Origin of the sequence: Paenibacillus massiliensis 2301065 = DSM 16942 (assembly GCF_000377505.1) — a bacterium.
Lineage (GTDB): Bacteria > Bacillota > Bacilli > Paenibacillales > Paenibacillaceae > Paenibacillus > Paenibacillus massiliensis.
Map to the genome: position 1 here is coordinate 145,349 of NZ_KB898191.1, position 16,498 is coordinate 161,846.

General features: G+C 49.8%; 16 protein-coding genes. 4 read left to right on the plus strand and 12 right to left on the minus strand.

All coding sequences use genetic code 11. From position 1 onward, the window contains the following. Positions 1 to 46: 46 nt before the first annotated feature. The gene (locus D328_RS0115265) at positions 47 to 865 is read right to left on the minus strand and encodes a pseudouridine synthase (protein WP_018885890.1); all 819 of its coding nucleotides are present in this window, start codon (positions 863 to 865) and stop codon (positions 47 to 49) included. Beyond that, positions 862 to 2,592 carry an RsmB/NOP family class I SAM-dependent RNA methyltransferase gene (locus tag D328_RS0115270; RefSeq protein WP_018885891.1) on the minus strand — a complete coding sequence of 577 codons (1,731 nt, stop codon included), beginning with the start codon at positions 2,590 to 2,592 and terminating at the stop codon, positions 862 to 864. The genes D328_RS0115265 and D328_RS0115270 overlap by 4 nt, the downstream gene beginning before the upstream one ends. A gap of 222 nt (positions 2,593 to 2,814) precedes the next feature. Between D328_RS0115270 and D328_RS0115275 the strand changes: the two genes are divergently transcribed. After that, on the plus strand, positions 2,815 to 3,330 hold the full coding sequence (locus tag D328_RS0115275) for a thioredoxin family protein (protein ID WP_018885892.1): 516 nt from the start codon (positions 2,815 to 2,817) through the stop codon (positions 3,328 to 3,330). Between the two features lie 185 nt (positions 3,331 to 3,515). Here the strand turns inward: D328_RS0115275 and D328_RS0115280 are convergent, their stop codons facing one another. Genes D328_RS0115280 through D328_RS0115290 form a run of 3 tightly spaced genes read right to left on the minus strand, consistent with a single transcriptional unit; the run spans position 3,516 to position 5,994 of the window. Next, positions 3,516 to 4,052, minus strand: coding sequence for a DUF309 domain-containing protein (locus tag D328_RS0115280; protein WP_018885893.1), 537 nt, complete (start codon positions 4,050 to 4,052; stop codon positions 3,516 to 3,518). A gap of 2 nt (positions 4,053 to 4,054) precedes the next feature. Then, the gene (locus D328_RS0115285; RefSeq protein WP_018885894.1) at positions 4,055 to 4,867 is read right to left on the minus strand and encodes a GTP pyrophosphokinase; all 813 of its coding nucleotides are present in this window, start codon (positions 4,865 to 4,867) and stop codon (positions 4,055 to 4,057) included. Between the two features lie 32 nt (positions 4,868 to 4,899). Then, positions 4,900 to 5,994, minus strand: coding sequence for a quinone-dependent dihydroorotate dehydrogenase (locus tag D328_RS0115290; RefSeq protein ID WP_018885895.1), 1,095 nt, complete (start codon positions 5,992 to 5,994; stop codon positions 4,900 to 4,902). A 190-nt stretch (positions 5,995 to 6,184) separates the two neighbouring features. On the opposite strand from D328_RS0115290, the gene D328_RS31255 reads away from it, so the two are divergent. Beyond that, positions 6,185 to 6,331, plus strand: a complete 147-nt coding sequence (locus D328_RS31255) for a hypothetical protein (RefSeq protein WP_018885896.1) — start codon at positions 6,185 to 6,187, stop codon at positions 6,329 to 6,331. Here D328_RS31255 and D328_RS0115300 read toward each other — a convergent pair. The 3 genes from D328_RS0115300 to D328_RS0115310 all read right to left on the minus strand — a co-directional run bounded on the left by D328_RS0115300 (position 6,325) and on the right by D328_RS0115310 (position 9,615). Next, complete coding sequence (locus D328_RS0115300; protein ID WP_018885897.1) at positions 6,325 to 7,764, minus strand: L,D-transpeptidase; 1,440 nt, start codon at positions 7,762 to 7,764, stop codon at positions 6,325 to 6,327. The genes D328_RS31255 and D328_RS0115300 overlap by 7 nt on opposite strands. A gap of 192 nt (positions 7,765 to 7,956) precedes the next feature. Beyond that, the gene (locus D328_RS0115305; protein ID WP_018885898.1) at positions 7,957 to 8,193 is read right to left on the minus strand and encodes a ferredoxin; all 237 of its coding nucleotides are present in this window, start codon (positions 8,191 to 8,193) and stop codon (positions 7,957 to 7,959) included. Positions 8,194 to 8,334: 141 nt separating this feature from the next. Next, the gene (locus tag D328_RS0115310) at positions 8,335 to 9,615 is read right to left on the minus strand and encodes a DNA polymerase IV (protein WP_018885899.1); all 1,281 of its coding nucleotides are present in this window, start codon (positions 9,613 to 9,615) and stop codon (positions 8,335 to 8,337) included. A gap of 234 nt (positions 9,616 to 9,849) precedes the next feature. Between D328_RS0115310 and cimA the strand changes: the two genes are divergently transcribed. Next, on the plus strand, positions 9,850 to 11,472 hold the full coding sequence (cimA, locus tag D328_RS0115315; RefSeq protein WP_018885900.1) for a citramalate synthase: 1,623 nt from the start codon (positions 9,850 to 9,852) through the stop codon (positions 11,470 to 11,472). Positions 11,473 to 11,631: 159 nt separating this feature from the next. Here cimA and D328_RS30325 read toward each other — a convergent pair whose 3' ends face one another. Next, the gene (locus tag D328_RS30325) at positions 11,632 to 12,453 is read right to left on the minus strand and encodes a TlpA family protein disulfide reductase (protein WP_018885901.1); all 822 of its coding nucleotides are present in this window, start codon (positions 12,451 to 12,453) and stop codon (positions 11,632 to 11,634) included. A 193-nt stretch (positions 12,454 to 12,646) separates the two neighbouring features. On the opposite strand from D328_RS30325, the gene D328_RS30330 reads away from it, so the two are divergent. After that, positions 12,647 to 13,108: a M67 family metallopeptidase gene (locus D328_RS30330; protein WP_018885902.1), complete on the plus strand. Its 462-nt coding sequence runs from the start codon at positions 12,647 to 12,649 to the stop codon at positions 13,106 to 13,108. On the opposite strand, the gene D328_RS0115330 is transcribed toward D328_RS30330, so the two are convergent. The 3 genes from D328_RS0115330 to D328_RS0115340 are packed head-to-tail and all read right to left on the minus strand — an operon-like array spanning position 13,095 to position 16,326. Further along, on the minus strand, positions 13,095 to 13,832 hold the full coding sequence (locus tag D328_RS0115330; protein ID WP_018885903.1) for an exonuclease domain-containing protein: 738 nt from the start codon (positions 13,830 to 13,832) through the stop codon (positions 13,095 to 13,097). The two genes, D328_RS30330 and D328_RS0115330, sit on opposite strands and share 14 nt — an antisense overlap. Continuing rightward, entirely contained in the window at positions 13,829 to 14,902 is a 1,074-nt protein-coding gene (locus D328_RS0115335) for a DUF294 nucleotidyltransferase-like domain-containing protein (RefSeq protein WP_018885904.1), read from the minus strand. The genes D328_RS0115330 and D328_RS0115335 overlap by 4 nt, the downstream gene beginning before the upstream one ends. 29 nt (positions 14,903 to 14,931) lie before the next feature. Next, complete coding sequence (locus D328_RS0115340) at positions 14,932 to 16,326, minus strand: ammonium transporter (protein WP_018885905.1); 1,395 nt, start codon at positions 16,324 to 16,326, stop codon at positions 14,932 to 14,934. Between the last annotated feature and the right edge of the window lie 172 nt (positions 16,327 to 16,498).

Here is a 16,498-nt window from a genome sequence, read left to right on the forward strand (position 1 = left end):
ATAGATAGTTCATCCATCTTGGAAGCTCTCTCTCTGGCCCATCCACCTAATCTGCCGTAGCTTCTTCTCGCTGCAGTAGACTTAATTCAGCATCCGTCAGCTCCCGATAAGAGCCGATAGGCAAAGTGGGGTCAAGGTGAAGCGAGCCCATATCTGTCCTTTTCAGATAGATTACCTTCTTGCCTACAGCCTCGAACATTCGCTTCACCTGATGGAATTTCCCTTCATGAATGATGAGCCCTATATATGATATGACAGAGTCAGAATCTTCACCCTGCTCTTGTCTAAGAATGGTCAATTCGGCAGGCATCGTTACATAGCCGTCGTCAAGAGTCACCCCTTCGCTGAATCGAGTAATGTCCTCTGCATTTACATCCCCTCGTACAGTGGCTTCATATCTCTTCGGGACATGACGCTTGGGTGATAGCAGCTCATGAGCAAGCTTGCCATCATTAGTGAGCAGAAGCAGACCCTCTGTATCCTTGTCGAGTCTCCCTACAGGAAAAGGTGAAAACTGTCGGTCCTCCTCCGCCAGCAGATCCACTACTGTCTGCTCCCGCAAGTCCTCTGTAGCCGAGACTACGCCTGGCGGCTTGTGCAGCATCAGATAGATGAATTCTTTGAATCGGACGATCTGCCCGGCAGCCTCGATCTGATCGTTCACAGGATGCACCTGCATCCCACTATCCTTGACCACTGCCCCATTCACAGTCACGGCACCCTGCTTAACCATTCTTTTGATCTCTGTGCGAGTACCGATCCCCATATGGCTCAATATTTTATCCAGACGTTGGGTCTGCTTGCCCTTCGGGTCCCGCGAGGTACTTCCTTGTATATCTCCCTTGTTATTGTCTAACCCACTCATACTGAGGTCCACCTCCAGCCGGAAGGATATTCATTCTTTAACATGCCGTTCTGCCATTTACCCCAGCCTACTGAATAGCCATCTATGCAGATCAGCGTATAGCCCTTGCTACCTCGCTCATTCCCGTGAGGATAGGTTATCCGGTCAGCTGGTATCTCCAGTGTCTCTCCCTTAAGGTAGCGTACAGCCTCCGGCTGACGGGAATCCAGTGTAATAACCCGAATCGCCTCCTGCGAATGAAGAGCCGCTGCTAGCGGCTGTGAGGGCACGAAGCGACCATTCTTCAGCTTACCCATGTACCAGCCTGGTCGGACTACCTTGAGGCCCTCCAGTCGGGCAGAAGACAAGGGAGACTGATAGATGCGGTCACCATACATAATCGTCTCGCCTTGAAGGGTCACATGTAGCTGCTCTTGTACGAACTCATCATAGGAAGTGAGTGATGCCTGTTCCCTTTCTCGACCCGATCGTTGGCCCGATCGTTGGCCCGTTCCTGAGCTACTACGCTGCTTGGAACTTGCCGTGCCTCGGCTTCGCCCATGCCTGCTCTGCCCTCGCTCCAGCTCTGCTCGTGTTCCATGACGGGCAGGTCCACCTTTACCCTTGCGGACCGGCATAGAATCCTCGGAGCCCCGTGCAGACTGTGCAGCAATGGACAGATGCCCTGTTGACCTTGATTTTGAGTCTATAGCTGAGCCTGGCATACCGGATATGTCAGACTCAGCTTCCAATCCAGCATGATCTGACAAATCGAGTATCGAGGATGCTTCCATCGTCCCTGGAGTCTCAGGTGAAGCTTCTGCATCTCCATTACGGCGCAACACAGCAGCATAGTGTCCTTCACCCTCCAGCCGATGCGGCCATAATCTGACCGTGCCAGCCAATGCACCTCCAGCACTCTGATCGCTTCCTGGTATCCAATCGGGTCTGCCTGGAGCAAATCCGTGCCGCAGCGGTACCGCAACGATGCTGTAGTCTGGATGCGTATTTAAAAACTCCGCAATCATCATTTCGTTCTCTTCAGGCGCAAAGGTGCAAGTCGAATAGACCATCGTCCCTCCAGGCGCCAGCATGTTCGCTGCCCAATGGAGAATATCACGCTGCATGATGACACAATCCGCAATTGTGACAGTGCTTTTCACCATATCCTCATCCTTACGATACATTCCTTCACCCGAGCAAGGAGCATCGATCAGGATTTTATCAAAAAAAGCCGGAAATGCCGCAGCGATCCGCTCTGGCTGTTCGTTCAGAACAACCGCATTGCGCACGCCGTATAGCTCAATATTTTTGGCAAGCGCCTTGGTGCGATCCGCATGGATGTCATTCGTCACCAGCACACCTGTCCCTCGAAGCTTCGCTGCAATCTGGGTAGATTTACCTCCAGGAGCAGCACATAGATCCAGCACCCGATCATGCTCCTTAACACCCAACAGTTCAACCGGGGCCATGGCGCTTGGCTCCTGAATGTAATACAGTCCTGTATGATAATAAGGGTGTAGCCCCGGCTTAATCCCATAAGGCACATAGAACCCCGTCTCACACCACGGGATGGGTCTAAGCTCGAACGGAGCCAGCTTCGCGAATTCATCCAGGGAAATTTTAAGTTCATTGACCCGCAGGCCTGCATGAGGGGTATGGTCATAGGTGGACATAAAGTCATCGAATTCCTTGCCCAGTAGCCGATGCATTCTCTCTATAAATGTTGATGGGAGCTGTACGCCCATAATGTAATCATCCTGTTCTTGGTGATATGAATATTGGTTGTTAGCAAAAGTTACACATGCTCTAATATATCATTCGGAATCTCAAATCTCCATCATGCACTGTTCATTTGTCTAGTTCCATCTATAATTTCGGATGCTTGTTTCACTACAGCCTGTAATGTTGTATAATGAGATCGTCATTGTTGACATATACAATATACAAGCCAGATAGGAGAGATTGTATTGAAATCTAAGAATAAGAAGCTTGTGCCTGTTATCAGCTTTTTTGCGGTACTAGCGATACTGATCGGCTTACTGATCGGGCTGAACTCCGGAACCAAGAATGAACTATACGGCAAGTCCGTATCTTCCATGAACCCAGCTACCCGCGAGATTTTGAACGATCCGAATTACCAGAATATTATCCTCCCTGCAGCAATGAAGAGCAAAATTGATAACAAAGAGAGCTTCTTTGTGTACTTCTTTGCCTCAGATTGCCCGCATTGTCGTGTGACCACTCCTGAGCTCATGCCATTGGCCAAGGATGCTGGCATAGATCTGCCCCAGTATAATCTTCGGGAATTCGAAGAAGGCTGGAATCAATACAAGATCGAGTACACCCCTACGCTTGTCTATTATGAAAATGGCGTTGAAAAAGAACGCATGGTAGGTGGTCTGCAAGAGACAGCCGGCGATAACGGCTACCAGCTAGAGGACTTCAAGGAATTCTTTGCGAAGCATAAGCCCGCAGGGTCCTGATTCATTCATCCAAGCATCCGTTAACCTTAAGGCATAATTCCAAGATGGTATCCTCTCAAGCAAGACTCGTTAAAGACTTCAAAAAGACCGACAAGGCTCACAAGGACAGCCCCGTAATGGGCTACCCAGCCTTGAATCGGTCTTTTTTTGTACTGAATGCCTGACTAGGCTCGATCTGCGTAGCCCTATGACTGACTCTTTCTGTTCGCCTCAGCGCTCTTGGACTCCCTGCTAGCGAGTACCTGCAGACGCTCCTCATGCTTGGGCCCACGCTGTCGAACACGCTGCTGCGGGATGTTGACTTGAATCGAGGAGGCTAAAGAATCAAGCTGGTGCTGTAGGTGCTCATCGGTAATATGAATCTCCATATCCTCATAGGCAGCCTGTGCCTCCAGTCGTGAGCCAAGAAGTTCCAGCTGTGCTATATAGCGCTGAACATCAGATAAGAGCCGAATCAGATCAATGCCCAAGCCAGCTGATATCTCTGGGGACGCCTTGCGAAGCTTCTCACATGCGCTCTGCAGCATCATGAGACCACCGCGGATGTTCCCATTCCGATAATGAAACAAACCGACAGCGACTTGAAGCAGGCCCTTAAGGACGGGGTCACGATCTTGCTTTAGCCACAGCTCCTCCATCACTTCATGGCATTCGAAATAATCATGATCACGATTGAAGTAGGTCAGATAAGCAAGATACAGTCGATCATATGTAGCAGGCATGGCTATACCTCGTCCCGTTCCTCTTCATTTTTCCCCTGATCCAGCATCTCCCGAATGTCATCGAACAGCTTCTTCATTCCGTCCATATCACGCTGCACCCACAGCTCATTGAAGCGTTGCTGTGCTTCGATCGCTTCACTCACCTTGTGATGGAAATACAGCCTGTGCATGACGGCAAGCACTTTGGAGACGATATTCGCATCATCCTCGAACGCCTTCTGTGCATCTAGAATCTCCAGTCGAATAGCTGACATTTCATTATCGAGTATAAAGGCTGCCTCAGCCGCCTTCTTCAGACGCTGTCTCATCTCTTCAGGCAAGCTCTCTCTATATTTGTAGCTAAGTGAATGCTCGATGGTAGCCCAGAAGTTCATAGCGAGGGTGCGGATCTGAATTTCAGCCAGCACAATCTTCTGCCCTAGCGCAGTCTGTACCGGGTACTTGATAATCATATGGAAGCTGCGGTAGCCACTCTCTTTATAATTGGTGATGTAATCCTTCTCGTAGAGGACAGTAAGGTCCTTACGCCGCCGGATATATTCAGCTACTCTGCGAATATCCTCCGCGAATTGGCACATAATCCGGATCCCCGCTATATCCTCAATGCCCTGCTCAATCTGATCAAGCGGCACCTGCAATCGTTCGGCCTTGTCCAGAATACTGGAGATTTTCTTCACGCGACCGGTTACAAATTCAATCGGTGCATACTCCTCACGCTTTTTCAATTCCGCACGCATCGTCTTGAACTTCACCTTCAGCTCTTCGACGGTCTGCTCGTACGGGAGCAAAAATGTTCCCCAATCTCTTCCGTCCATAAATCTCCTTGCCTCCTGTCTATCCTTCCAGCCTAGCTGTGATCAGCTCCCACCGCCTCGCGGATATGAGAATAACCGTCACGTCGCAGCAGCTCACGTAGCCCGCTGATGATTGCAGCGTTCACTCCCGGACCCTCATAGATCAGAGCTGTGTAGATCTCGACTAGGCTTGCCCCTGCTCTTATTTTATCGTATGCATCCTGACTATCGAATACACCACCGACGCCAATAATGGGCATCTTGCCCCCCGTCTGGCGATACACCTTGCGAATGACCTCTGTTGAGCGCTCTTTCACTGGAATGCCACTCAGACCGCCAGTCTCCTTGGCATTGGGATGCGTGAGTCCATCTCTGGAGATCGTCGTATTCGTAGCGATGATTCCGTCTACACCACTGTCCATGATCGCCGCAGTCATATACTCAAGCTCCTCGTCAGTGACATCCGGCGCGATCTTGACCAATACCGCCTTCGACTTGCCGTGGCGCTCAGCTTCGACATTCATCTGCTTCTTCACGGCTTGCAGCAAAATGCTCAAATCATCACCATGCTGCAGCTTGCGCAGATCCGGTGTATTCGGAGAACTGATATTGACCACAAAAAAATCAGCATACGGGTATAATGAGGAAATACATTTCTCATAATCCTTATATGCCTCATCGTTGGGGGTCATCTTATTTTTGCCGATATTCGCGGCTACGGGGATTCTATGTTCGTGCAACGCCGACAGTCTGCTGGCCATCTGCTGGGTCCCTTCGTTATTGAAGCCCATACGGTTAATCAGTGCACGATCCGGTGGCAAACGGAACAGGCGAGGTAGCTCATTGCCAGGCTGTGCAAGCGGAGTTACTGTACCTACCTCCATAAATCCGAAGCCAATCGAGGAGAAGCCCTCCACCGCCTCGGCATTCTTGTCCAAACCTGCCGCAAGGCCGATGGGATTGGGGAAATGCAGTCCCCACAGCTCCTGAGCCATATCGTTTGTTTCTTTGACACCGTACATCGCTCGCAGCAAAGATGTTCCGCCAGGCAGCCGTGCAGCTTGCCTCATGCCATCCATCACTACATGATGGGCCCGTTCGGGGTCCATTTTAAAAAAGAAGGGTTTCGCAAAATTTTGATACAGCAACTCATCCACTCCGTTCTAATCCGTCTTACTCCCCACGGGAACAAGACTTCTAAGAAACAGTTTAGCTTTTTCTAATGGAAAAAGAAAGTCATTTCAATCACTGTAATTCACAGGTTCGTTGTTGAAAGCCTGTCTGCAAAGCGTTTACAATGATGTTATATTGACCTATCACAAGAAAGAAGGGTATCCGATGTCTGTGAAACGCAAGCCACCTACCATGCAGAAGAAAAAGGAGGAAGTGAACCGCAAGGCCATCATGTGGACTGCGGCCAGCTTCGTCGGGCTCGTGTTGTTAATCGTTATCGTTATACTGTTGGCTAATCGCGCTGTTCAGTGAAGCCAGTGATAGACCTTGCGGGGGTTAGTCTGGTCACCCATCGGTTTGCTGGTGTACCGGATTTCGGGGGCACGCACCTCATCGGGCAGCCCCGCCCCTTGCAAAATCTCAACTGACGTACCGGCTGGTACAAGTGCAAATAGCTCCTCTACATCCGCCTTGGTCATGCGGATACATCCGAGTGATTCATCCTTCCCGATGCTATCCGGCTCATTCGTACCATGGATGGCATAATTCGTATCCGAGAGCTGCATGCCTCTGCTTCCGAACTCCCCGTTCGATTTTCCGTTTGGGTTGACAACCTTATCGGAGATGACGAATGTTCCCTCTGGTGTCTTGTCTCCTCCCAGACCAACCCTGTAATTCCTGATCAGTACGTCCCCGCTAACGACAGCTAACCGATGCTTGGACTTATCCACGACGATACGTAGCGGTTCATCAAAGAAAGGTTGTGCGTCAAGCGTCGCAGCGAGCGTGGGATGCTTGAGCGCATCTCCATCAGGCTGGACTGCTCCCCCCGGCTTCTGCTCCCGTGCAGCCAACTGCTGATAGATCGGCTTGAAAGCCTTCTCCATTGCAGGTGTAGTTCCGTATAACAGGTTATTTGGAAAATCACCCATCATCTCACCAACACTTTCGGGCAACTTACCGTGCTTTGTTCGATATGCCATCATCGCACTGCTTAGCACCGCAAGCTCCTCCTGTCCAACTGACCAGGCAGCTACCTTCGCAGTAGATATGGAAGGGGAGGGTGGCTCACAGCTGCATTGCTCCGGGTCATAGGACTGAACCTCAGTCCGTCCCTCACCCGCCTTGGTTAATGTGACAGCAGGCTTCAGCTGTCGATCCCAGAGGAGCCAGCCACTGTCTTCTCTCATACCAAGGACAATGGTCTGCTCCGGCAGCGAGCCTTGCCTCTTCAGCAGACTGATGATGCGAGCGCCATCCTTTCCTTTGGCCGAATTGATAGCTGTGAACGCCTCAGCAGGCATATCCAATCCAGCGCCGGCTCCTCCCTTCCCCCCTGATGTTGCTCCCGCAGGCACTGCTTCTTCCGTATCATTCGGACGGGTTGATCCGCTCTCCGCCGTTAAGGCTGTCTCGCTCAGGAATCGAGCAAGACCAGGCGCATAAGATGACGGAATGAGCATGAGCAGCAGCAGGATACACGCCACCAGCATTTTACGATAACGGGTATGCTTTCGAGCCTTATCCTTGGCCATCTCTTCCAGCTTGGTCTGATAATCCAGCAGGACGTCAGCCGGAACCTGCTTACGCTCGAAGGCCTCGAATACTTCTCCCGACCGATTGAAGCAATAATTGGCCTTCCCGGTCTGCCCACTGCGCTCATATTCCTTCCCCAGCAGATACCATCCCATTTTATTGTCAGGATGCTTTTTTACATACGCTTTCAACTCAGACGGATTGTTCATAATCGACCTCCACGACCACTTCAGGCTTAGATATGCTATGTATGCAGATAACTTTCCTATTCGTATTGATATCCTGTATATCAGTATATCGGTCACAAGCGTCTGAATTTCCATAAGCAAAAAGACACCCCTCGCCGCCCGGCAAAAGATGTCTTTATCCTTACACACTGATCATAATGAGCAGTTAAGCTCTTATTTGTTGAAAGGCTCGTCAGCAATCTTGATGGAATCTGTAGGGCAGCCATCGCATGCATCCTGCATATCATCATACATGTCTTCATCAATAGCGATTACGCCTCTATTCTCATCGCCATTGAAAATTACCTCTGCCAGACCTTCATCATCATAGTCATAAATGTCTGGTGCAGTAGCGCCACAAGCGCCGCAAGCAATACAGGTATCCTTCTCTACCCAAGTGTACTTAGCCATAGCTCTCTTCCTCCTATAAATAAAGCCAGATCCACATTGCTCCGTGCGATGCCGGTCCGGCAATCTAACTATTTTTGAACACTCTATCTACAACATTCTAATACAATAGACTTATAAATTCAATTGATTTCTGTACAAACCTTATCCTGGTGTCTCCAGATTGTCCTTCTGCAGCGAGGTTCCTCGCAGCTTCGGATTACGCAGCAGCACGGATGGATCATCTCCCAGCATACCAGCGGTAAGCACGGCGCTCTCTCCGAATTTGTCCCTTAACGTATCCATCACCTTGATGAGACTCTCTTTCTTAGGGGCCTTATCATAGCTAAATAGGTCAAGCTGTACGGCTGCCTCCTCCTTGGGAATCAGCTGCTGGAGAGTAATTCCGAGAAGACGAACGGGCTTGTCGCTATTCCAATGCTGCTGGTACAGCCTGCAGGCCTCCTTATAGATCTGCTCCGCATCCTCGGTGTGGGTCTCCAGCATATGCGATCGCGTATAGGTCTTCATCTCAGGTGTACGCATCGTGAGTTGGACTCCGCCTGCAAGCAGTCCCTGTCTTCGCAAGCGGCGAGCTACCTGATCACTAATGTTCAGCAGTATTCTCCGAATATCCTCAGGTTTGTTGACATCCTGCGGAAGTGTCGTCGCATGCCCAATGGATTTATTCGGCTCGCGAACCGGGTTCACGGGAGAATGGCTTATTCCATTAGACGCAAGCTTCATCCACGATCCATTCACCCCGAACTGCTCGATGAGCAGCTTCTCCTCGGCTGCCGCCAGCTCTCCGATCGTACGGATATTCATGCGCAGTAGCTTGTCAGCCGTCTTGCGTCCAATCCCGAACAGCTGTGAGCATGGTAATGGCCACAGAACATGAGGCACATCCCGCAGCCTAAGAATGGTAATCCCATTAGGCTTCTTCATATCTGAGCCCATCTTGGCCAGCAGCTTGTTAGGTGCAATACCTATAGAGCAAGGAAGGCCCAGCTCATCCTGGATTCGCTGCTGCATCGCCTCAGCAATCTGAACTGGCGTGCCGAACTGGCTTGAGCCGCTGATATCCAGATAGCATTCATCAATAGACGTAGCCTCCAGCAGCGGGGTGTAGGCGTAGGCTATATTCATAAATGCCTTGGAATACTGGCGGTAGAGCTGGAAGTTCGGCCTGATCAGCGTGAGCTGAGGACAGAGTCGCAGCGCCTCTCGCACGACCATACCTGTAGTAACGCCGTATTTGCGGGCCTCATATGAGCAGGTAACGATAATCCCCCTGCGCAGCTCGCTGCTGCCAGCAACCGCCGTAGGCCGTCCTTTATAGACCTCAGGCTCCTCTGCGGCGTGCACAGAGCAATAAAAAGCGTTCATATCAACATGCAGGATGACCCGTCCGTCCTTGGGATAATAATCGCTGACGTTCCTCACATGCATCCCTTCTTTATTGTCAGTTTCTGAACTTGCACCTGTTCGCACTTTGTTCCCATAAGCACTATTGTACACAATCTTCTGAGCATTGTCCCCCTAAATTACTGAATTTATGTTACACTTTCCGTAATTACTTGGTATAATCGAAAATTATAAAATTCTTTAACACACAAACGCTGTACAGCAGAATTTTCCACGCGATCTGCTGCATGCCAATCTCCAAGGAGGAACATGATGTCAAGGGTTATTTCTATTTTTGACACCACCCTACGTGACGGAACACAAGGGGAGGGCATCAGCCTCTCGGCTGACGACAAACTGAAGATTGCCAAGAAGCTCAACGAACTCGGTGTTCATTATATTGAGGGCGGAATTCCGGGAAGCAACAGTAAAGACATTGAATTTTTCAAACGAGTTCAGGAACTCCGACTGGATGCCAAAATTGTCGCCTTTGGAAGCACACGTCGCAAGGACAGCATAGCAGCACAGGATGCCAATCTTCAACGGATTCTGGAGTCGGGGGCACAAGTCGCCACCTTGGTCGGCAAATCCTGGGATTTCCACGTGCACACCGCCCTTCAGACCACCCTGGAGGAGAATTTGGCCATGATTTATGATTCTATCGCCTTTCTGAAGCAAGGAGGCATGGAGGTCATTTTCGATGCGGAGCATTTTTTTGATGGCTTCAAGCACAATCCAGAATATGCAGCAGCAGTTATGAAGAAGGCTGAGGAAGCTGGAGCTGACTGGGTCGTTATGTGTGATACCAACGGAGGCACCATGCCTCATGAGGTACATGACATCGTAACCAAGCTGACTGGACAGCTCACGACTGCTCATCTGGGCGTGCATACTCACAATGACTGTGAGCTTGCTGTAGCCAACACGCTAAGTGCCGTGCAAGCAGGGGCCAGACAGGTACAGGGAACCATCAATGGTCTGGGTGAACGTTGTGGAAATGCAAATCTGTGCTCTGTCATTCCGAATCTGCAGCTCAAGCTTGGCTATGACTGTATCCCGGAGGAGCGTTTGAAGCAGCTCACCAACACGGCTCGTTACATCAGCGAAGTCGCAAATGTGAACATGCCTGTGAACCAGCCTTACGTCGGTAATGCCTCTTTTGCTCACAAGGGAGGTATTCATGTATCCGCCATTATGCGCGACTCCCGTACCTATGAGCACATTGCACCTGAATTAGTCGGGAATAAGCAGCGAATCCTCGTATCCGAGCTGGCTGGTCAGAGCAATATTCTGTCCAAAGCGAAGGACATGGGCATTGAACTGGACCCGACCAGTCCGGATACTCGGGGCGTCATTGACCGGATCAAGGACCTGGAGCATCAGGGCTACCAGTTCGAAGGGGCAGATGCATCATTGGAGCTGCTAATTCGTGAAGCTAATGGAGAGGTCAAGGAGCTGTTCGCCTTCGAATCCTTCAAGATGCTGGTGGAAAAGTCTGCTGGCCGGCCAACAGTCTCTGAAGCGTTCGTCAAGCTGAATGTTGGAGGAACCAGCGTTTACACTGCCGCAGAAGGTAACGGACCCGTAAATGCACTGGATAACGCACTGCGTAAAGCATTGGTTCAATATTTCCCTTCTCTTCGCGAGATGCACCTGTCTGACTATAAGGTGCGTGTTCTGGATGAGAATGATGCCACAGCAGCCAAGGTACGCGTATTAATTGAATCCAAAAATTATGAGCACGCCTGGAGTACAGTCGGCGTATCAGGGAATGTCATCGAAGCGAGCTGGGAGGCGCTGGTGGACAGCTTCCGTCATGCGTTGCTGGCTGAAGAGCTTACTGAAGTCGAAGATGGGAACCTGTCCGTCCACAAGCGCGGTATAGTTAATCACTAATAGCCTATCTCTACATTAGGTCAATGTCAGCGTTGTAATTATGGACTGTCCGTGTAATTGTGACCGTAGCAGTTGTGTGACATACAATCAACAAGCCGAGAGGCAAGGAACGTACCTTGCTTTCTCGGCTTGTTTTTTCTCCATCCCATTTGATCACGGTCAAGGTACTAGCTGTTTCTCAGCATCTAACACCTTTAGAATTCTAGCCTCCAGCTCCTCCTCATGGAACATACCCAGCATGACCTCTTTAACCCGGCCATCCGTACCGACAAGAATACTCATCGGGAAGGCCATCCCCTTGTACACGCTGAAAACATCACCCTTTTGATCCATTAATATCGGATATTTTAGGCCCAGAGACGCGACAAATTGCTTTGCATCCTTTTGGCGGTCATACTTTGTGGCATTCACCCCAAAGATCTCCAGCCTGGAATGATATTGATCGTACAGGCGATTCAGAATCGGAGCCTCAAGTCGACAAGGATCACACCAAGAAGCCCAGAAATTAATCAGCACAGGCTTAACAGGTTTATTTGTGAGAGAGTAGCTGTCCCCATTAATTCCTTCTAACTGAAAGGACGGAGCCTGTTGCCCAGGCTGCAGCATAAAGCCTTCCTTCCCTTGAGCCGCAAAAGCAGGAACATGTTGGCCTGCCCACACAAAAGCTGCAGCTGGTTCAGCACTCCCCAAAGCTTGGTGCAACTCACCCTTTAGGTCTGGGCGTCCCTCTTCTTTTGCACTAGCATGTCGTCTCTTACCGAGCTCAGTAGCTGGGATGGCATCCTCTGGATCACTTCGACCAAGCGAATGCTCATCACTAATTACTTCGCCGAATGACTGCCCAGCTATTGAGGCTATCGGGGCTAGATGAGCATCTGCAGGTCTACTGAATACTAGAGCACTTATACCCATGAGTAACACACAGACGGACCATTTAGTAACTGGAACCTTATTGTGTATCGACAGACACATTGTTAGCATGACAATTCTCCTCTATACTTTCGATCGCCAGCTAGTATGCCCAGCCTCTCCCGTTCCTATGAGCATACAAGAATATACGCGACATGCTATTATAGAAAGAATGCTCGCATCATTTTGCCTATTCCTTGAATAAAAAAATGACTCCATACTATGAAAGTATGGAGCCTTCAAGAAAAAAAGAGAGGGGTACAACATGGCAAATCACTTACGGCGCCTAGCGCATGTGCAGATGAATCATGCTATGCTCACACAGCTGAAGCACCTGGCACAGCAGCACCAACCGACAGAAATTTGCGGTGTGTTGCTTGGAAAATATGCAGCGGGCGGCATGCAAATCGAGGAGGTCCTCCCCATTCGCAACGTAGCGCCTGACCCGCTGCACACCTTTGAGCTAGAGCCACACACCTGGGTTAGACTTGCTATGCAGCATCAGAACCGAATGCTGGGTATATTTCATTCTCACCCTTCATCCGCACCTATACCATCTCCTCGTGATCTGAGGGATCTGCAGCTCTTCGGTCAGCTGATACACGCCTATCTCATTATTGGCCCCTCTGATGAAGCTGATACCAACTTACATATCAATTGCTACAGTGTGATCCCCAAGTCCGATCTGCAGCTTGGCCTCGAACCAATCACACTTAAGCATGACTAAGCTGATTATAAAGATCTGCCAAATTCATAACATCACGCTCCATGAGCTCCTGCATGTAGAGCACCCACAGCTGTGCCGTCATAAGTGCATCCTCTAGTGCGTGATGTCTTCCTTGAATTGGAATGCCATTCGATAATAGCAGGTCGTCCAAATTATAATTGCCAGGCTGGGGCTCCAGCCAACGCGCCAGCATCATCGTATCAATAACTCTATGTGTCAGCTGTACCTTGGAGGTCTTCCATAACGCCGCATTTAGAAAAGCCTTATCATGTGAGCTGGCATGCGCAACCAGTACACTGCCTCCTACAAAGGACATAAAATCATGTAAGGCATCAATCAACGCTGGAGCATCTGTCGTCATTTCCTGGGTTATGCCTGTAAGCTCTGAGATATGGGGAGGAATGTCCGTATTCGGATTAACAAGACTATAGAATTGCTCTTTCTCAACAATGGTATCCCCAACGACTCGCACTGCACCAAAGGATAGAATCTCATCCCCATGCTGTGCGGAGAACCCTGTTGTCTCCAGATCAAATACTACGGTCTCCAATTCCTTCAGAGGAACCCTGAGCGATTCTGAACGGCGCTGCTCTCTCGTCAGTTGACGAATGAACGCCATTTGCTGAGCAGTAGGGGCTCCAAGAACCGAAGCAATTGCAGAGGGCATCCCACCGCGTCTAAAAGCACTCCAAAAACCTCCGTTGCCCCTTACCTGCTCTTTCATGTGGCTCTCCTTTCCATAAATCGAAGCTGGCGTTGCAGCACTCTGTGCAGACGCTTGACGATGCCCAGACTTTCTCGAAGCTCATACCACAGCGTGCGCTGCTTTAGCTGTTTGACTGGAATATATCCACTGCTGAACAATAGCCCCTCTCTATTCTCGTAAGGTGTGCTTACCCTGAGCTGAAGAGCTATGACAAAGGCGCGTTCACAGGAATCCAGTAGCGGATTGGCTGGGTCCAGCAGGCGAAGCTTCTGCAATCGTCCCAATGTGGATGTCTCCTCCACACCATCCTGCAAGGCCATGTACCTGACTGCATTAACCAGAGGAATGTAACAACCATATTTAATATCGAAGTCTCCTGCATGCTCCCCGAATCGCTCCGTCACGATCTGGCCAAGGACGTTAAGTGTAGCCTTATGCTTGACAGTGTTGCGTAGAATAGCCTCTGGCAGTCGTGGCTGCTGCTTGAACAGTTCGCTGAACTGCTGCTTCCACTCCTGAGACAGACTTCCATCGCCAGATATGTGCCTCATATCCGAGGCAATAATGAGATAACGGATCGGTTCCCAGCTGAAATCACCCGCCCACTCAGACAACTGCCCTTTCCACTCCGTTATCGTCCTGCGCCACAGAGGCTCAGAGCACATGACCTTTCCCTCACATTTGGCATACCCCAGTCCCTCCAGCAGATTGGAGATTTTGCTACCAAAGAGCGCGAAATATTCTTCTTTATTCGGATTAGGCTCATCACTAATAATCATCCCGTTATCCTGATCGCTCCATAAAGTGGATTCACACCGTCCGGCACTTCCAAAGGCTATAAAGGCATAAGGGACGGGAGGAAGGCCTAGACCTTCCTCTACCATCCCTTGTTCACATAGTTCTACAGCTCTTATGGCTATCTTGTCATGCAAGGTGTTCACGATATGCATCCAATCTTTCATGGAGAACGACGGACGGATGTCATTCAGTCGGTTCTGCTCCGTAATTCGGACCTGCCTAAGTTCCGCAGCAGAACTCGCCTCAAGCACAGCTTGAAAAGTGATGTCGTAAGGTACCTGTGAATTCATCTGTCCGCCTCCTTCCCACTAACTACAGATTACATGCGTTTTTCCGAATCGTTAATCATTTTCATGTGCTCAGGATATCCATAAGTCCCATGCTCACTCAGATCCAGACCCATCGTCTCTTCTTCCTCAGTTACGCGGATTCCTACAGCTGCCTTGATGGCACCCAGGATAATTGCAGTGACAACCACTACGAAGATGAAGGTCCCAACGACACCAAGCACTTGTACGCCGAGTTGAGTGAAGCCACCGCCATAGAACAGACCAGGTCTGCCTACACCTGTAATGTCAACCAGAGCCGGAGTTGCGAACAATCCAGTGGACACTGCTCCCCACATCCCCGCAACACCGTGCACAGAGAACGCATAGATCGGATCATCAATACGCTTTTTCTCAACCCATTGTGCTGTGAAGAAAGTAATAATACCTGCCACAGCACCAATTACAACCGCCGCCCATGGAGCTACGAAAGCACAGGAGCCAGTAATGGCTACGAGAGCAGCCAGCACACCATTCAGCATGCTAGGAATATCAGCCTTGCCAAATACAGCCCAGGAAGTTAGTAGTGCCGCAATTGCACCGGAAGCCGCAGCCAAGGTCGTTGTCAATGCTACATACCCGAAGAATCCGTCACCCATAGCAGATACTGCAGATCCTGGGTTGAAGCCATACCAGCCGAACCAGAGAATAATTACACCAAGAATAGAGTAGACCTGATTGTGACCAGGGATAATGTTAGGTTTTCCATCTTTATTGTACTTGCCCAAGCGAGGCTTCAGCATAATGGTAGCTACCAGTGCTGCTGTAGCACCTGTCAAGTGAACTACCGTGGAGCCAGCATAGTCCTGCATTTCCATTTGTGTCAGCCAGCCGCCGCCCCATACCCAGTGCGCTACGATTGGATAAATAATGATGGAGAACAGTACGCCGAAGATAATGTATACGCTGAGTTTGGCTCTTTCAGCCATACCACCACATGCGATTGCCAGTGAGATTGCTGCAAAGGCAAAGTGGAACAAGAACATAATTGTAATCGGAATATCAAGTCCAGATAGGGAGTCGAAGGATGGCGCTGCATCCGTACCGCTCAGGAAGAAGCCCGTCAGTCCCATGAACCCATTGCCGTTGTCATTTCCGAAGCCCAGCCCGAAGCCCAGTGCCCAGAATGAGATAGCCGATACTCCCAGTGTCAATACCGTACGACCAGCGACATGCCCTGCATTCTTCATTCGAGTCGAACCAGCTTCCAATAGAGCAAAGCCCGCTTGCATGAAGAATACAAGCATGAAGGCTATGAATACGAAAGTAGAGTTCAAGCCAGCTTGCAGTTCTGCAGTTGAAGGACCCTCTTCAGCTGCGAATGCAGCGACAGGAAATGCCATAACCATCAGTGCTGCGAGTAAAGTGATGAACCAATTTTTCTTCATCCAAAACACTCCCCTAAATGTTATCTTTCTTTACATCTCGTGAAACTCTTATTGTCATTATAAGCAGAAGATAAGAAAGTTGACAAGAGAATTTTTCAAAAGTTTTAAAATAACTTCAGGACCTTGGTCCCAAGCACTTGGAATCATCTATATCTGACATGAGCAAATACCA

What these genes read in the sequence shown, in the direction of transcription:
- D328_RS0115265 (WP_018885890.1), bottom strand. Translation starts at nt 865, where the DNA reads ATGAGTGGGTTAGACAATAACAAGGGAGATATACAAGGAAGTACCTCG.
- D328_RS0115270 (WP_018885891.1), bottom strand. Translation starts at nt 2,592, where the DNA reads ATGGGCGTACAGCTCCCATCAACATTTATAGAGAGAATGCATCGGCTA.
- D328_RS0115280 (WP_018885893.1), bottom strand. Translation starts at nt 4,052, where the DNA reads ATGCCTGCTACATATGATCGACTGTATCTTGCTTATCTGACCTACTTC.
- D328_RS0115285 (WP_018885894.1), bottom strand. Translation starts at nt 4,867, where the DNA reads ATGGACGGAAGAGATTGGGGAACATTTTTGCTCCCGTACGAGCAGACC.
- D328_RS31255 (WP_018885896.1), top strand. Translation starts at nt 6,185, where the DNA reads ATGTCTGTGAAACGCAAGCCACCTACCATGCAGAAGAAAAAGGAGGAA.
- D328_RS0115300 (WP_018885897.1), bottom strand. Translation starts at nt 7,764, where the DNA reads ATGAACAATCCGTCTGAGTTGAAAGCGTATGTAAAAAAGCATCCTGAC.
- D328_RS0115305 (WP_018885898.1), bottom strand. Translation starts at nt 8,193, where the DNA reads ATGGCTAAGTACACTTGGGTAGAGAAGGATACCTGTATTGCTTGCGGC.
- cimA (WP_018885900.1), top strand. Translation starts at nt 9,850, where the DNA reads ATGTCAAGGGTTATTTCTATTTTTGACACCACCCTACGTGACGGAACA.
- D328_RS30325 (WP_018885901.1), bottom strand. Translation starts at nt 12,453, where the DNA reads ATGCTAACAATGTGTCTGTCGATACACAATAAGGTTCCAGTTACTAAA.
- D328_RS30330 (WP_018885902.1), top strand. Translation starts at nt 12,647, where the DNA reads ATGGCAAATCACTTACGGCGCCTAGCGCATGTGCAGATGAATCATGCT.
- D328_RS0115330 (WP_018885903.1), bottom strand. Translation starts at nt 13,832, where the DNA reads ATGAAAGAGCAGGTAAGGGGCAACGGAGGTTTTTGGAGTGCTTTTAGA.
- D328_RS0115335 (WP_018885904.1), bottom strand. Translation starts at nt 14,902, where the DNA reads ATGAATTCACAGGTACCTTACGACATCACTTTTCAAGCTGTGCTTGAG.
- D328_RS0115340 (WP_018885905.1), bottom strand. Translation starts at nt 16,326, where the DNA reads ATGAAGAAAAATTGGTTCATCACTTTACTCGCAGCACTGATGGTTATG.